Annotated in this window: 16 protein-coding genes; 2 read left to right on the top strand and 14 right to left on the bottom strand. The window is 69.5% G+C overall.

The window, feature by feature from the left end; translation table 11 throughout:
* Window positions 1-3 precede the first annotated feature (3 nt).
* Window positions 4-939, top strand: coding sequence for a DUF389 domain-containing protein (locus ABZ261_RS17040; protein WP_356859821.1), 936 nt, complete (start codon window positions 4-6; stop codon window positions 937-939).
* A gap of 65 nt (window positions 940-1,004) precedes the next feature.
* Here the strand turns inward: ABZ261_RS17040 and glmM are convergent, their stop codons facing one another.
* The 3 genes from glmM to rplM all read right to left on the bottom strand — a co-directional run bounded on the left by glmM (window position 1,005) and on the right by rplM (window position 3,579).
* Window positions 1,005-2,363 (bottom strand): phosphoglucosamine mutase, encoded by a 1,359-nt coding sequence (gene glmM, locus ABZ261_RS17035; RefSeq protein WP_356859819.1) that lies wholly within the window; start codon window positions 2,361-2,363, stop codon window positions 1,005-1,007.
* 217 nt (window positions 2,364-2,580) lie between these two features.
* Window positions 2,581-3,093, bottom strand: coding sequence for a 30S ribosomal protein S9 (gene rpsI, locus ABZ261_RS17030; RefSeq protein ID WP_003998795.1), 513 nt, complete (start codon window positions 3,091-3,093; stop codon window positions 2,581-2,583).
* A gap of 42 nt (window positions 3,094-3,135) precedes the next feature.
* Window positions 3,136-3,579, bottom strand: a complete 444-nt coding sequence (gene rplM, locus ABZ261_RS17025; RefSeq protein ID WP_240118089.1) for a 50S ribosomal protein L13 — start codon at window positions 3,577-3,579, stop codon at window positions 3,136-3,138.
* Window positions 3,580-3,899: 320 nt separating this feature from the next.
* Between rplM and ABZ261_RS17020 the strand changes: the two genes are divergently transcribed.
* The gene (locus ABZ261_RS17020; protein ID WP_356859817.1) at window positions 3,900-4,775 is read left to right on the top strand and encodes a hypothetical protein; all 876 of its coding nucleotides are present in this window, start codon (window positions 3,900-3,902) and stop codon (window positions 4,773-4,775) included.
* Between the two features lie 43 nt (window positions 4,776-4,818).
* Here the strand turns inward: ABZ261_RS17020 and truA are convergent, their stop codons facing one another.
* The 11 genes from truA to rplO form a co-directional block, all read right to left on the bottom strand.
* Entirely contained in the window at window positions 4,819-5,682 is an 864-nt protein-coding gene (truA, locus tag ABZ261_RS17015) for a tRNA pseudouridine(38-40) synthase TruA (protein ID WP_356859815.1), read from the bottom strand.
* Between the two features lie 141 nt (window positions 5,683-5,823).
* Entirely contained in the window at window positions 5,824-6,324 is a 501-nt protein-coding gene (gene rplQ, locus ABZ261_RS17010; RefSeq protein ID WP_356336815.1) for a 50S ribosomal protein L17, read from the bottom strand.
* Window positions 6,325-6,464: 140 nt separating this feature from the next.
* Window positions 6,465-7,487, bottom strand: a complete 1,023-nt coding sequence (locus ABZ261_RS17005; RefSeq protein ID WP_356859813.1) for a DNA-directed RNA polymerase subunit alpha — start codon at window positions 7,485-7,487, stop codon at window positions 6,465-6,467.
* 149 nt (window positions 7,488-7,636) lie between these two features.
* On the bottom strand, window positions 7,637-8,041 hold the full coding sequence (gene rpsK, locus ABZ261_RS17000) for a 30S ribosomal protein S11 (protein ID WP_201832311.1): 405 nt from the start codon (window positions 8,039-8,041) through the stop codon (window positions 7,637-7,639).
* Window positions 8,042-8,106: 65 nt separating this feature from the next.
* Window positions 8,107-8,487: a 30S ribosomal protein S13 gene (gene rpsM / locus ABZ261_RS16995; RefSeq protein ID WP_030641206.1), complete on the bottom strand. Its 381-nt coding sequence runs from the start codon at window positions 8,485-8,487 to the stop codon at window positions 8,107-8,109.
* A 196-nt stretch (window positions 8,488-8,683) separates the two neighbouring features.
* Window positions 8,684-8,797: a 50S ribosomal protein L36 gene (rpmJ, locus tag ABZ261_RS16990; RefSeq protein WP_003998809.1), complete on the bottom strand. Its 114-nt coding sequence runs from the start codon at window positions 8,795-8,797 to the stop codon at window positions 8,684-8,686.
* A 60-nt stretch (window positions 8,798-8,857) separates the two neighbouring features.
* The gene (gene infA / locus ABZ261_RS16985; RefSeq protein WP_003948620.1) at window positions 8,858-9,079 is read right to left on the bottom strand and encodes a translation initiation factor IF-1; all 222 of its coding nucleotides are present in this window, start codon (window positions 9,077-9,079) and stop codon (window positions 8,858-8,860) included.
* 158 nt (window positions 9,080-9,237) lie between these two features.
* Window positions 9,238-10,074, bottom strand: a complete 837-nt coding sequence (map, locus tag ABZ261_RS16980; protein ID WP_356859945.1) for a type I methionyl aminopeptidase — start codon at window positions 10,072-10,074, stop codon at window positions 9,238-9,240.
* Between the two features lie 130 nt (window positions 10,075-10,204).
* A complete protein-coding gene (locus ABZ261_RS16975) occupies window positions 10,205-10,867 on the bottom strand; it encodes an adenylate kinase (protein WP_356859811.1) in 663 nt (220 codons plus the stop codon).
* Window positions 10,867-12,180, bottom strand: a complete 1,314-nt coding sequence (gene secY / locus ABZ261_RS16970) for a preprotein translocase subunit SecY (RefSeq protein ID WP_356859809.1) — start codon at window positions 12,178-12,180, stop codon at window positions 10,867-10,869. The genes ABZ261_RS16975 and secY overlap by 1 nt, the downstream gene beginning before the upstream one ends.
* A gap of 189 nt (window positions 12,181-12,369) precedes the next feature.
* A complete protein-coding gene (gene rplO, locus ABZ261_RS16965; protein ID WP_030601181.1) occupies window positions 12,370-12,825 on the bottom strand; it encodes a 50S ribosomal protein L15 in 456 nt (151 codons plus the stop codon).
* Window position 12,826 lies beyond the last annotated feature (1 nt).

Below are 12,826 nucleotides of genomic sequence, written 5' to 3'. Positions count from 1 at the left end.
GCCATGCTGCATCTGCGTCTGATCACCCCGGCCGGCACGACCGACGACGTGGTCCGGGTGATCGAGAGGGCCGTCGGCACCACGCACCTGGTCGTCCTGCCGGGCGCGGCCCGGGACCCGGCCGGGGACGTGGTCATGTGCGACGTGGCACGCGAGGCCGGGGACGAACTGATCGGCGAGCTGCAGCGGTTGGGGCTGGACCGCACCGGTTCCATCGCCGTCGGCGCCATCGAGCTCTCCCTGTCCGAGCGCGCCGAGAAGGCCGAGCGGGACGCCCCCGGCGAGCCCGCGGACGCCGTGCTGTGGGAGCACCTGACCGACGCCACGCACGAGGAGTCGACGCTCTCGGTCACCTATCTCGCGTTCATCACCCTGGCCACCATGATCGCCGCGTGCGGCGTCGTCCTGGACAACGCGATCCTGATCGTCGGGGCGATGGCCGTGGGGCCCGAGTTCGGTCCCCTGGCCGGCGTCGCCACCGCACTGGTGCAGCGCTCCCCGCGCCTGGCGCTGCGCTCGCTGATCGCCCTGCTGGCGGGCTTCGCGCTGGCGATGGCGGTGACGGTCGGCTTCAGCATCTTCATGGACGCGGTCGGCCTGTTCTCCGAGGCCGAGCTGGAGGGCGCACGCCCCAACACCGGCTTCGTGTACGCCCCGGACTGGTTCTCGTTCGTCGTGGCGGTGCTCGCGGGGGCCGCCGGCACGCTGTCCCTGACGTCGGCCAAATCCGGCGCCCTGGTCGGCGTCGCCATCTCCGTGACCACCGTCCCGGCCGCCGCCAACGCGGCCGTGGCGCTGAGCTACGGCGACACCGGCCAGACCTGGGGGTCCACCCAGCAGCTCCTGCTGAACCTGCTCGGCATCGTCCTCGCCGGCACGTTCACCCTGCTGGCCCAGAAGTACTTCTGGACCCGCAAGCGCACGCGCTCCGGCAGCTGAACGGCCCGCGCCCACCAGGGCGCGGGCCGCTTCGGCACGCGGGGCACGACGGGTCGGGAAACCCCCTAGCCCAGCGCCGACTTCACCGCGTCGGCCAGCCGTCCGGCCACCGAGCGGGCCTGCTCGATGTCCGCGGCCTCGACCATCACCCGCACCAGCGGCTCGGTGCCGGACGGCCGCAGCAGCACCCGCCCGGTCTCCCCCAGCTCCCGCTCGGCCTCCGCGACGGCCGCGGCGAGGTCGGCGGACGTCCTCACCCGCGACTTGTCCACGTCGGGCACATTGATCAGGACCTGCGGCAGCCGCTCCATGACCGAGGCCAGCTCCCGCAGCGTCCGCCCGGTCTCGGCGACCCGCGCGGCCAGCAGCAGCCCCGTCAGCGTGCCGTCCCCGGTGGTCGCGTGGTCGAGGACGATCACGTGCCCGGACTGCTCGCCGCCGAGGGCGTAGCCGTGCTCCTTCAGCTCCTCCAGCACGTACCGGTCGCCCACGGCGGTCTGCACGAGCCGGATGCCCGCGCGCTCCATGGCCAGCTTGAAGCCGAGGTTGGACATCACCGTGGCGACGACCGTGTCGGCCCGCAGGGCGGAGCGCTCCTTCATCGCCAGCGCGAGCACCGAGAGGATCTGGTCGCCGTCGACCTCCTCACCGGTGTGGTCCACGGCCAGGCACCGGTCGGCGTCGCCGTCGTGCGCGATGCCGAGGTCCGCGCCGTGCTCGACGACCGCGGCCTTCAGCAGGTCCAGGTGGGTCGAGCCGCAGCCGTCGTTGATGTTGAGCCCGTCCGGCTCGGCGCCGATCGTGACGACCTCGGCGCCCGCCCGGGAGAACGCCTCCGGCGAGACCCCCGAGGCCGCGCCGTGCGCTTCGTCCAGGACGATCTTCAGGCCGTCGAGCCGGTTCGGGAGCACCGCCAGCAGATGGCCGACGTACTGCTCGAAGCCCTCCTCGTACGACCGGACGCGCCCCACCCCGGCACCCGTCGGCCGCTCCCACGGCTCGCCGTGCCGGTGCGCGTCGTACACCGCCTCGATGCGGTCCTCCAGCTCGTCGGCGAGTTTGTGGCCGCCCCGGGCGAAAAACTTGATGCCGTTGTCGGGCATGGCGTTGTGGCTGGCGGACAGCATCACACCGAGGTCGGCGCCGAGCGCGCCGGTGAGGTGCGCCACCGCGGGGGTGGGCAGGACTCCGACCCGCAGGACGTCCACGCCGGCGCTGGCCAGGCCCGCCACGACCGCCGCCTCCAGGAACTCCCCGGACGCGCGCGGGTCCCGTCCGACCACCGCCGTCGGCTTGTGGCCCTCGAAGGTGCCCGCCTCGGCCAGCACGTGCGCCGCGGCGACGGAGAGGCCGAGCGCCATCTCGGCCGTCAGATCCGCGTTGGCGACACCGCGCACGCCGTCCGTGCCGAAGAGTCGTCCCACTTGTCCTCCTGAGGAAGCGTCGATGTCGGAAACGGGCGGGCGCCGTTCGGGTGGCAGGCGCCCCGGCATCCGATCACACAAGCCCTTGAGCGTCTTGTGTCGTTATACGCCCTTGGCTGGGATAAACGAACGCCCCGACGGCACATGTGGCGTGCCGCCGGGGCGTTCGGAGTACGCGGGGCCGAAGCCCGTACCACGTACGAGCAGGCAGCGAAGCTTAGCGCTTGCTGTACTGCGGAGCCTTGCGGGCCTTCTTCAGACCGGCCTTCTTCCGCTCGACCGCGCGGTCGTCGCGGCGCAGGAAGCCGGCCTTCTTCAGCGGGCCGCGGTTGTTGTCGACGTCGGCCTCGTTCAGCGCACGGGCGACACCGAGACGGAGCGCACCGGCCTGACCGGAGACACCGCCACCCGCGATGCGGGCGATGACGTCGTAACGGCCCTCCAGCTCGAGCACCTTGAAGGGCTCGTTGACCTCCTGCTGGTGCACCTTGTTCGGGAAGTAGTCCTCGAGGGTGCGACCGTTGATCTTCCACTTGCCGGTGCCCGGAACGATCCGGACGCGGGCGATGGCGTTCTTGCGGCGGCCCAGGCCGGCGGCCGGCTGGGGCTCGCCGAAGCGGGAGGCCAGGGACTCCGAGGTGTACTCGCCCTCGACGGGGACCTCGGACTCGGTGGTGTAGCTGTCGATGTCAAGCTCTTCGAGCGGCTGCTCGGCAGTGGTCTCGGCCACGATTCTCCTCAGATTCTCTTCAGTCTTAGGGGGTGGCCGGACTTACTGCGCGACCTGGGTGATCTCGAACGGCACCGGCTGCTGGGCCGCGTGCGGGTGCTGGTCACCCTTGTAGACCTTCAGCTTCGAGAGCATCTGACGGCCCAGGGAGTTCTTGGGGAGCATGCCCTTGACGGCCTTCTCGATGGCCTTCTCGGGGTTCTTCTCGAGCAGCTCGTCGTAGCGGACGGAGCGCAGACCACCCGGGTAGCCGGAGTGGCGGTACGCCATCTTCTGGGTCCGCTTGTTGCCGGACAGGTGCACCTTGTCGGCGTTGATGATGATGACGAAGTCACCAGCGTCGACGTGCGGCGCGTAGATCGGCTTGTGCTTGCCCCGGAGAAGGGTCGCTGCAGTGGTGGCGAGACGACCCAGGACGACGTCCTGAGCGTCGATGACGTGCCACTGGCGCGTCACATCGCCGGGCTTGGGGCTGTACGTACGCACGGTTCGTAGCCTTCGCTTCGAGTGAATGGTCCTAAACAAGGTCACCGAAACGATCACGACAGCCTTGACCCACGGCGGCGACGCAAACCGCGTGCGTGGGGTCGCTGGTCATCGGCCCGGTGGACCGGTGTAAGGGCCCGTCCCGTGAGAATGAGCAAGCCAATACACAACGAAGAAGTAGGTTACCGGGCGGCCCCCGTACGGGTCAAAACGAGCCCCGCCGGCGCCGGCGGCCGTCCCCCGCCGCCGGGCCCCGGACAAACGCGGCATGCGGCCGCGGGCGGTCCGGCACCCCTCGCCCCCCGTCTAAGATGCGCCCCATGAATCACGGGCAGGGGGGACCCCAGAACCAGTGGGATCCCTGGAAACCGCATTCCCAGCAGCCGTGGAACGGCGCCGCCGACGACGGATCCCCGGACTGGGCCGCGCTCGCCGAGGCGTCGGAGACGCGGAACAAGCGCCGCAAGCTGCTGTTCATAGCCGGCGGCGTGCTCGCCACGGTCGGGATAGGCACCGCGGTCGCCATGGCCGTGGTCTCCGCGAACGGCGGCGGCGCCCAGGCGGGCCCCGGCAAGCTGCCCGCGAGCGCCTCCCTGCCCGGATCCGGCGGCGCGACGCCGTCCTTCGCGCCGACCAGCGCCCCGCCGCCGCTGGACCCCGAGGACTTCATCTCCAGCGCCGAGAAGGACACCGCCCCGCTCAGCCCGGACACCCTGTTCCCGGGCAAGCAGCTGACCGTGGGCGGCACGGTGTACAAGAAGGGGCTCACGGCCGACACCCGCAGCTGCGCCACCGCCGCCGGGGGCACCCTGCCCAAGGCCCTCACCGCCAACGGCTGCACCCGTCTGATGCGCGCCACCTACACCAACGGCGGCGTCGCGGTCACCGTCGGCGTCGCCGTCTTCGACGACGCGGCCAAGGCCGCCAAGGCCAAGGCGCAGACCGACGACAGGAGCATCGTGCGCTCGCTGTTCGGCAAGGGCGTCAAGCCGTTCTGCGACGGGGCGTTCTGCCGCTCCACCCGCAACGCCTACGGCCGCTACGCCTACTTCACGATCTCGGGCTTCACCAGCGGCAAGGACGTCACCGACAAGGACACCAAGGCCTTCCGCACCGGCAACGACCTGGCCCAGTTCACCGTCAACCAGATCCACCGCCGCGGCCAGGCCCAGGCGACGGCCGCCGCGAACCGCTAGCGCGGCGCCGGCCCGGCGCCATGGCCGGCGGACGCGCTGACGCCTAGCAGGCGGCGCACCCCGCGGCGCCGGGGAGCGACCGCCTGTTCCGGGCCTGTCTGCTCCGGGCCGCCAGCAGGTCGTCGGCCGGGTAGCCGACCTCCTCCAGGGTCAGCCCGTGCGGCCGCACGACGTGCACGGCGGAGTCCCGTACGCCCGCGGCCAGCACCTTCCCGGGCCACTCGGGCCCGCGGTGCCCGTCGCCCACGAACAGCAGCGCGCCGATCAGCGAGCGCACCATGTTGTGGCAGAAGGCGTCCGCGCGCACGGTCGCGGTGATGACCCCGTCGGCCCCGCGCGCCAGGCTCAGCTCCTGGAGGGTGCGGATCGTGGTGGCCCCCTCCCGCTTCTTGCAGTAGGCGGCGAAGTCGTGCTCGCCGAGCAGCGCCTGCGCGGCCTCGTTCATGGCGTCCACGTCGAGCGGCCGGTCGTGCCACAGCACATGGCCCCGCAGCAGGGGGTCCACACCGCCGGGGTGGTCCGCCACCCGGTACGCGTACCGCCGCCAGATCGCCGAGAAGCGGGCGTCGAACCCGGCCGGGGCCTCGGACAGCCGCCACACCCGCACGTCCTTCGCCAGCCGCCCGGCGAGCCGCTTGAGCAGCTTCTCCCGGTGCTCCGCCCACAGCCCGGCGGGCAGATCGACGTGCGCCACCTGCCCGCGCGCGTGCACGCCGGCGTCGGTCCGCCCGGCCACGGTCAGCTCGTACGTCTCCTGCGACCGCGTCACCGTCCGCAGGGCGTCCTCGATCTCCCCCTGCACGGTCCGCCTCCCGCCGGCCTGCTTGGCCCAGCCGTGGAAGCCGGCGCCGTCGTAGGAGAGGTCGAGGCGGACGCGTACGAACCCGGGCGCTGCTTCATCACTCACGTACAGATCCTCTCGGCGACACGAGAGCGGGCCCGCTCCTGAAAGGAACGGGCCCGCCTCTGACCTTGAAGGGGCGCGGGGAGCCGCGCGGCCGGCCACGGCGGTGCCGCGGTGGCCGGCGGGCGGTCCCCGGCGACACGCTTACGCGTCCTTCGACTCCTCGGCCGGAGCCTCGGCGGCCTCGGTCTCCTCGACCTTGGTCTCCTCGGCCTTGGCCTCGTCGGCCTCCTTGACCGCGCGCTTGGTGGCGGCCTCGGCCTCACCCACGGCCTTCTGCTGCACGGTCAGCGCCTCGACCAGCTCGATGACGGCCATGGGCGCGTTGTCGCCACGGCGGTTACCGATCTTGGTGATGCGGGTGTAGCCACCGGGGCGGTTCTCGTACCGCGGGCCGATCTCGGTGAAGAGCGTGTGGACGACGCTCTTGTCCGTGATGACCTGGAGCACCTGGCGGCGGTTGTGAAGGTCGCCCTTCTTCGCCTTGGTGATCAGACGCTCGGCGTACGGGCGCAGGCGGCGGGCCTTCGCCTCGGTGGTGGTGATGCGGCCGTGCTCGAACAGCGACTTCGCGAGGTTCGCGAGGAGCAGCTTCTCGTGCGCGGCGCTGCCGCCCAGACGGGCGCCCTTGGTGGGCTTCGGCATGGTTCTTCTCCTTGGTATCTGCCCCGGCCGTATCAGGTACCGGAGTCAGGGCCCGGCGAGCGGTTGCTCACCGGCAACAACCAGCCCCTCCCGCGGGGAGAGGGGCGGGGGCCCCGGGGGCTCGCACCCCCGGGAACGACTCAGTACTGCTCGGTCTCGACGAAACCGGAGTCCGTGTCGTCGTCGGCGCCGAACGCGTCGGCGGCGGCGGTCGGGTCGAATCCGGGCGGGCTGTCCTTGAGGGCCAGGCCCATGCCGGCCAGCTTCGCCTTGACCTCGTCGATGGACTTCGCACCGAAGTTGCGGATGTCCAGCAGGTCGGCCTCGGAGCGGGCCACGAGCTCGCCCACCGAGTGGATGCCCTCGCGCTTGAGGCAGTTGTACGACCGAACGGTGAGCTCCAGCTCCTCGATCGGCAGCGCCAGGTCGGCGGCCAGCGCGGCGTCCGTCGGGGACGGACCCATGTCGATGCCCTCGGCGTCGATGTTCAGCTCGCGGGCGAGACCGAACAGCTCGACCAGGGTCTTGCCGGCGGAGGCCATGGCGTCGCGCGGACGCATCGCCTGCTTGGTCTCGACGTCGACGATCAGCTTGTCGAAGTCGGTGCGCTGCTCGACACGCGTGGCCTCGACCTTGTACGTGACCTTCAGCACCGGCGAGTAGATGGAGTCGACCGGGATGCGGCCGATCTCCTGGCCCACCTGCTTGTTCTGCACGGCGGAGACGTAACCGCGACCGCGCTCGACGGTCAGCTCCATCTCCAGCTTGCCCTTGCCGTTGAGCGTGGCGAGGACCAGGTCGGGGTTGTGCACCTCGACACCGGCCGGGGGCGCGATGTCGGCGGCGGTGACCAGACCCGGGCCCTGCTTGCGCAGGTACATCACGACCGGCTCGTCGTGCTCCGAGGAGACGACCAGCTGCTTGATGTTGAGGATCAGGTCGGTGACGTCCTCCTTGACGCCCGGCACGGTGGTGAACTCGTGCAGCACGCCGTCGATCCGGATGGAGGTGACGGCGGCACCCGGGATCGAGGACAGGAGGGTACGGCGGAGGGAGTTGCCGAGGGTGTAGCCGAAGCCCGGCTCCAGCGGCTCGATCACGAACCGGGAGCGGAACTCGTCGACGACCTCTTCGGTCAACGAGGGACGCTGAGCGATCAGCATGTGTGGATCAGATCCTTCAGTCGTGGGCGCCCGCTATATGACGCCCGACCAAGCCGCGCCGGGAAGGCGCGGTACTGCAAGGGTACGGGCGGCACGACCCTGTGGAGCCGTGCCGCCCGGAACCCGGAGCCGATCGAAGCGGCCTGGCGTCAGACGCGGCGGCGCTTCGGCGGACGGCAGCCGTTGTGCGGGGTCGGGGTGACGTCCTGGATGGAGCCGACCTCGAGGCCCGTGGCCTGCAGGGAACGGATCGCGGTCTCACGACCGGCGCCCGGGCCCTTGACGAACACGTCGACACGGCGCATGCCGTGCTCCTGCGCGCGGCGGGCGGCCGACTCGGCGGCCATCTGCGCGGCGAACGGCGTGGACTTCCGGGAGCCCTTGAAGCCGACGTGGCCGGCGGAGGCCCAGGAGATCACGTTGCCCGACGGGTCCGTGATGGAGACGATCGTGTTGTTGAACGTGCTCTTGATGTAGGCGTGGCCGTGAGCGACGTTCTTCTTTTCCTTGCGGCGCACCTTCTTGACGGCGCCCTGACGTCCCTTGGGGGGCATCTACTAACTCCTACGGGAGGTGGTCGGTCCTACAGCGAAGACCGTGGACAGATGTCCGCTGCGGACTACTTCTTGCCCGGCTTCTTCTTGCCGGCGATGGCGCGACGCGGGCCCTTGCGGGTGCGGGCGTTGGTGCTGGTGCGCTGACCGCGGACGGGCAGACCGCGACGGTGACGGAGACCCTGGTAGGTGCCGATCTCGACCTTGCGGCGGATGTCGGCCTGGATCTCGCGACGGAGGTCACCCTCGGTCTTGATGTTGTTGTCGACGTACTCGCGGATCGCGACCAGCTGCTCTTCGGTCAGGTCGCGGACGCGGGTGTTCGGGTCGACGCCGGTCGCAGCCAGCGTCTCCTTCGAGAGGGTCCGGCCGATGCCGAACACGTAGGTGAGCGCGATCTCCACGCGCTTGTCGCGCGGGATGTCGACACCGGAAACGCGTGCCATTCAATGGCTCCTGGTGAATCTTCGGAGGTCTTCCACAGAACCGGCTCCCGGCCGCCGTACTAGGTACGAACCGGGTCCCCGGCCTCCGAACCGGGGGTGTCAAGCCGCTCGCGACGGCTTGGGCCCTGCGTATGAACATTTCAGCTCGCGTCGCGCGAATCTCTGCGATAGCGGTGCAGAGGGTGATGGTCGTGCGTCAGCCCTGGCGCTGCTTGTGGCGCGGGTTCTCGCAGATGACCATGACCCGGCCGTGACGGCGGATCACCCTGCACTTGTCGCAGATCTTCTTGACGCTCGGCTTGACCTTCATGGGGTGAGGTTCTCCGGGTCAGTGCCATCGCTCCGGGCGGGCCCGGGGCTCGGGCAAGATCTACTTGTACCGGTAGACGATCCGGCCACGCGTCAGGTCGTACGGAGACAGCTCCACCACGACCCGGTCGTCAGGGAGGATGCGGATGTAGTGCATACGCATCTTGCCGCTGATGTGTGCCAGGACCTGGTGGCCGTTCTGGAGCTCGACCTTGAACATGGCGTTCGGAAGAGACTCGACGACAGTGCCCTCGATCTCGATGGCACCTTGCTTCTTGGCCACGCTTCGCCCTTCGAATCGACTACCTTGATCGGCCCGCGCTTCCCCTGGTTCCCTCACGGGCGCATGCGGACATGCGGGTGCACGAGAGCCGACGAGTCAGTCTACGACGGCGCACCCGGAAAGGCGAATCGAGGAAGTCTGCCCCAAGGGGGTGATCCCTAAGCGAGCGGGTCGGGAGCGGCCGTGATGCCGTACTCCGCGAGCTTGGCCCGGCCGCCGTCGGGGGCCGTCAGCACCAGGGGGCCCTGCTCGGTCAGGGCGACCGAGTGCTCCCAGTGGGAGGACCAGGTGCCGTCCGTGGTGATGACCGTCCAGTCGTCCTCGAGGACCTCGGTGCGCGGGGTGCCGAGGGACACCATCGGCTCGATGGCCAGGCACAAGCCGGGGACCAGCCGGGGGCCCTTGCCTCGGCGCCGGTCGACGTAGTTCAGCAGGTGCGGGTCCATGTGCATCTCGGTGCCGATGCCGTGGCCGCCGTAGTCCTCGATGATGCCGTAGCGGCCGCCGCCGGGCTTGGGCTGGCGGCGGATGTAGGTCTCGATCGCCCGGGAGACGTCGACCAGGCGGTTGCCCTGCTTCATCGCCGCGATGCCGGCCCACATGGACTCTTCCGTCACCCGGGAGAGCTCGATCAGCTCCGGGGCGTGTCCGGAGCCCACGAACGCCGTGTAGGCGGCGTCGCCGTGCCAGCCGTCCACGACCGCGCCGCAGTCCACGGAGATGATGTCGCCGTCCTTGAGCACCACGTCGTCGGAGGGGATGCCGTGGACGACGACATCGTTGACCGAGGTGCAGATCGTCGCCGGGAAGCCGCCGTAGCCGAGGAAGTTCGACTTCGCGCCGTGCTCGGCGAGGACCTTGCGGGCCACCTCGTCCAGGTCCTTCGTCGTGGCGCCCGGCACCGCCGCCTCGCGCGTGGCCGCGTGGATGGCCGCCACGACCAGGCCCGCCGCCCGCATCTTCGCGATCTGCTCGGGGGTCTTGATCTGCACCATGGGGGGCCTGCGCTCTCCGTCACTCACGTCGACTGGGATACCTGTACAACAGTACGGCCGCGGCGCCCTGGAGGTTCCCGGCGGACCGGGGTCCGGGGGGAAGGGCGCCGCGGCCGGAAGGGCCGGGCCTCTACTTCTCGGCCTTCTCGCGCTTGAGGGCCTCCAGCGCGCGCCGGGTGATCTCGTCCACGGGGCCCAGGGAGGAGATCGTCACGACCAGGCCCTGCGCCTTGTAGTAGTCGATGATCGGCTCGGTCTGCGTGTGGTAGACCTCCAGCCGCTTGCGGACCGTCTCCTCGGAGTCGTCGTCGCGCTGGTACAGCTCACCGCCGCAGACGTCGCACACGCCCTCCTGCTTCGGCGGGCTGTACGTCACGTGGAAGACGTGCGCCGACTCGTTCCGGCAGACCCGCCGGCCGGCGATCCGCTTGACGACCTCGTCCTCCGGGACCTCCAGGTCCAGCACGGCGTCCAGGGTGATGTCCTCGGACTGGAGCAGCTGGTCCAGCGCCTCGGCCTGCGACACGTTGCGCGGGAAGCCGTCCAGCAGGAAGCCGCCTGCGGCGTCGGGCTGCTCCATGCGGTCCTTGGCCATCGCGATGGTGACCTCGTCGGGCACGAGGTTGCCGGCGTCCATGTAGGACTTCGCGAGCTTGCCCAGCTCGGTCTGCTGGCTGATGTTGGCGCGGAAGAGGTCGCCCGTGGAGATGTGCGGGATCGACAGCTTCTCGGCCAGGCGGACGGCTTGCGTTCCCTTACCGGCACCCGGCGGCCCGACGAGGACGATACGCATCAGCGGAGGAACCCTTCGTAATTGCGCTGCTGGAGCTGGCTCTCGATCTGCTTCACCGTCTCGAGGCCGACACCCACGATGATGAGGATGCTGGTCCCGCCGAAGGGGAAGTTCTGGCTGGCCCCAAAGCCCACCAACGCCATTGTCGGTACGAGAGCGATCAGACCCAGATACAGCGAACCCGGCCAGGTGATCCGGTTGAGCACGTAGCTGAGGTACTCAGCGGTCGGTCGGCCAGCCCGGATGCCCGGGATGAAGCCACCATACTTCTTCATGTTGTCGGCGACTTCCTCGGGGTTGAAGGAGATCGCCACGTAGAAGAACGCGAAGAAGACGATGAGCAAGAAGTACGAAGTGATGTAGATCGGATGGTCGCCCTTGGTGAGGTTCTGCTCGATCCAGGTCTTCCAGCCCGACTTGCCCCCGGCGAACTGCGCGATCAAGGCCGGGATGTAGAGCAGCGACGAGGCGAAGATGACGGGAATCACACCCGCCTGGTTCACCTTGAGCGGGATGTAGGTGGACGTGCCGCCGTAGGAACGACGGCCGATCATGCGCTTCGCGTACTGCACCGGGATGCGGCGCTGGGCCTGCTCGACGAAGACGACGAGCGCGACCATGACCAGGCCCACCAGGATGACCGTGCCGAACTCGATCCAGCCGCCGGCCAGGGTGCCCTGCTTCTTGATGGCCCACAGCGCGGAGGGGAAGGTCGCGGCGATCGAGATGAACATCAGGATCGACATGCCGTTGCCGATGCCGCGGTCGGTGATCAGCTCACCGAGCCACATCACGACGGCCGTGCCGGCGGTCATGCAGATGACCATGGTGATCGTCGTGAAGATCGCCTGGTCGGGGACGATGCCGGTGGCCTGGGAGCAGCCGTTGAACAGCGCGCCGCTGCGGGCGGTGGCGACCAGGCCGGTGCCCTGCAGGATGGCGAGCGCCACGGTGAGGTAGCGGGTGTACTGCGTGATCTTCGCCGTGCCGGCCTGGCCCTCCTTCTTCAGGGCTTCCAGGCGCGGGATGACCACGGTCAGCAGCTGAAGGATGATGCTGGCCGTGATGTAGGGCATGATGCCGAGCGCGAAGACCGTGATCTGCAGCAGCGCACCGCCGCTGAACATGTTCACGAGGCCGAAGAGGCCCTGGTTGCCCTGTGCCTCGGTCACACACTGCTGGACGGCCTTGTAGTTGACGCCGGGGATCGGGATGTGGGTACCGACCCGGTAGACCACGATGATGCCCAGCGTGAAGAGCAGCTTCTTGCGCAGGTCGGGCGTCCTGAACGCCCGGGCGAACGCGGTGAGCACGGTGCCTCCTGCGACCCCCGCGCAACTGCGTCAAGGGTGACGGTCTGAGGTTCGACGAATACGAAAAAGAACAGTGCAGGCCACCTTACCGGCGACACTGCCCCCCGTGGAACGACCGACCGGGGATACCTCGTCGTGAGGTATCCCCGGTCGGGATCGTTTACGTCATCGAGGCGCCTGCGGAAGGACTCAGACGAGCTCGGTGACCGTACCGCCGGCGGCGGTGATCTTCTCCTTGGCGGAACCGGAGACGGCGTCGACCGTCACCTGCAGCGCCACGGAGATCTCGCCCTGGCCGAGGACCTTGACGAGGCTGTTCTTGCGAACAGCGCCCTTGGCCACCAGCGACTCGACGGTGACCTCGCCGCCCTCGGGGTAGAGCGCGGCCAGCTTGTCGAGGTTCACGACCTGGTACTCGGTCTTGAACGGGTTCTTGAAGCCCTTCAGCTTCGGGAGGCGCATGTGCAGCGGCATCTGGCCGCCCTCGAAGCGCTCCGGAACCTGGTAGCGGGCCTTGGTGCCCTTGGTACCACGACCGGCCGTCTTACCCTTCGACGCCTCACCACGACCGACACGGGTCTTGGCGGTCTTGGCGCCCGGGGCGGGACGGAGGTTGTGGATCTTCAGCGGGTTGTTCTCCGCCATG

This window comes from Streptomyces sp. NPDC006193, assembly GCF_040613915.1.
Classification (GTDB): domain Bacteria; phylum Actinomycetota; class Actinomycetes; order Streptomycetales; family Streptomycetaceae; genus Streptomyces.
Note: the sequence above shows the minus strand (reverse complement) of the source record. Positions and strands in the feature narration are given on the sequence as shown.

Bases quoted from the DNA above. Each gene is read 5' to 3' on its own strand.
- ABZ261_RS17005 (WP_356859813.1), bottom strand. From the start codon at position 7,487: ATGCTGATCGCTCAGCGTCCCTCGTTGACCGAAGAGGTCGTCGACGAG.
- rpmJ (WP_003998809.1), bottom strand. From the start codon at position 8,797: ATGAAGGTCAAGCCGAGCGTCAAGAAGATCTGCGACAAGTGCAGGGTG.
- ABZ261_RS17040 (WP_356859821.1), top strand. From the start codon at position 4: ATGCTGCATCTGCGTCTGATCACCCCGGCCGGCACGACCGACGACGTG.
- rplQ (WP_356336815.1), bottom strand. From the start codon at position 6,324: ATGCCGAAGCCCACCAAGGGCGCCCGTCTGGGCGGCAGCGCCGCGCAC.
- rpsK (WP_201832311.1), bottom strand. From the start codon at position 8,041: ATGCCCCCCAAGGGACGTCAGGGCGCCGTCAAGAAGGTGCGCCGCAAG.
- map (WP_356859945.1), bottom strand. From the start codon at position 10,074: ATGGTGCAGATCAAGACCCCCGAGCAGATCGCGAAGATGCGGGCGGCG.
- ABZ261_RS17020 (WP_356859817.1), top strand. From the start codon at position 3,900: ATGAATCACGGGCAGGGGGGACCCCAGAACCAGTGGGATCCCTGGAAA.
- rpsM (WP_030641206.1), bottom strand. From the start codon at position 8,487: ATGGCACGCGTTTCCGGTGTCGACATCCCGCGCGACAAGCGCGTGGAG.
- rplO (WP_030601181.1), bottom strand. From the start codon at position 12,825: ATGGCGGAGAACAACCCGCTGAAGATCCACAACCTCCGTCCCGCCCCG.
- ABZ261_RS16975 (WP_356859811.1), bottom strand. From the start codon at position 10,867: ATGCGTATCGTCCTCGTCGGGCCGCCGGGTGCCGGTAAGGGAACGCAA.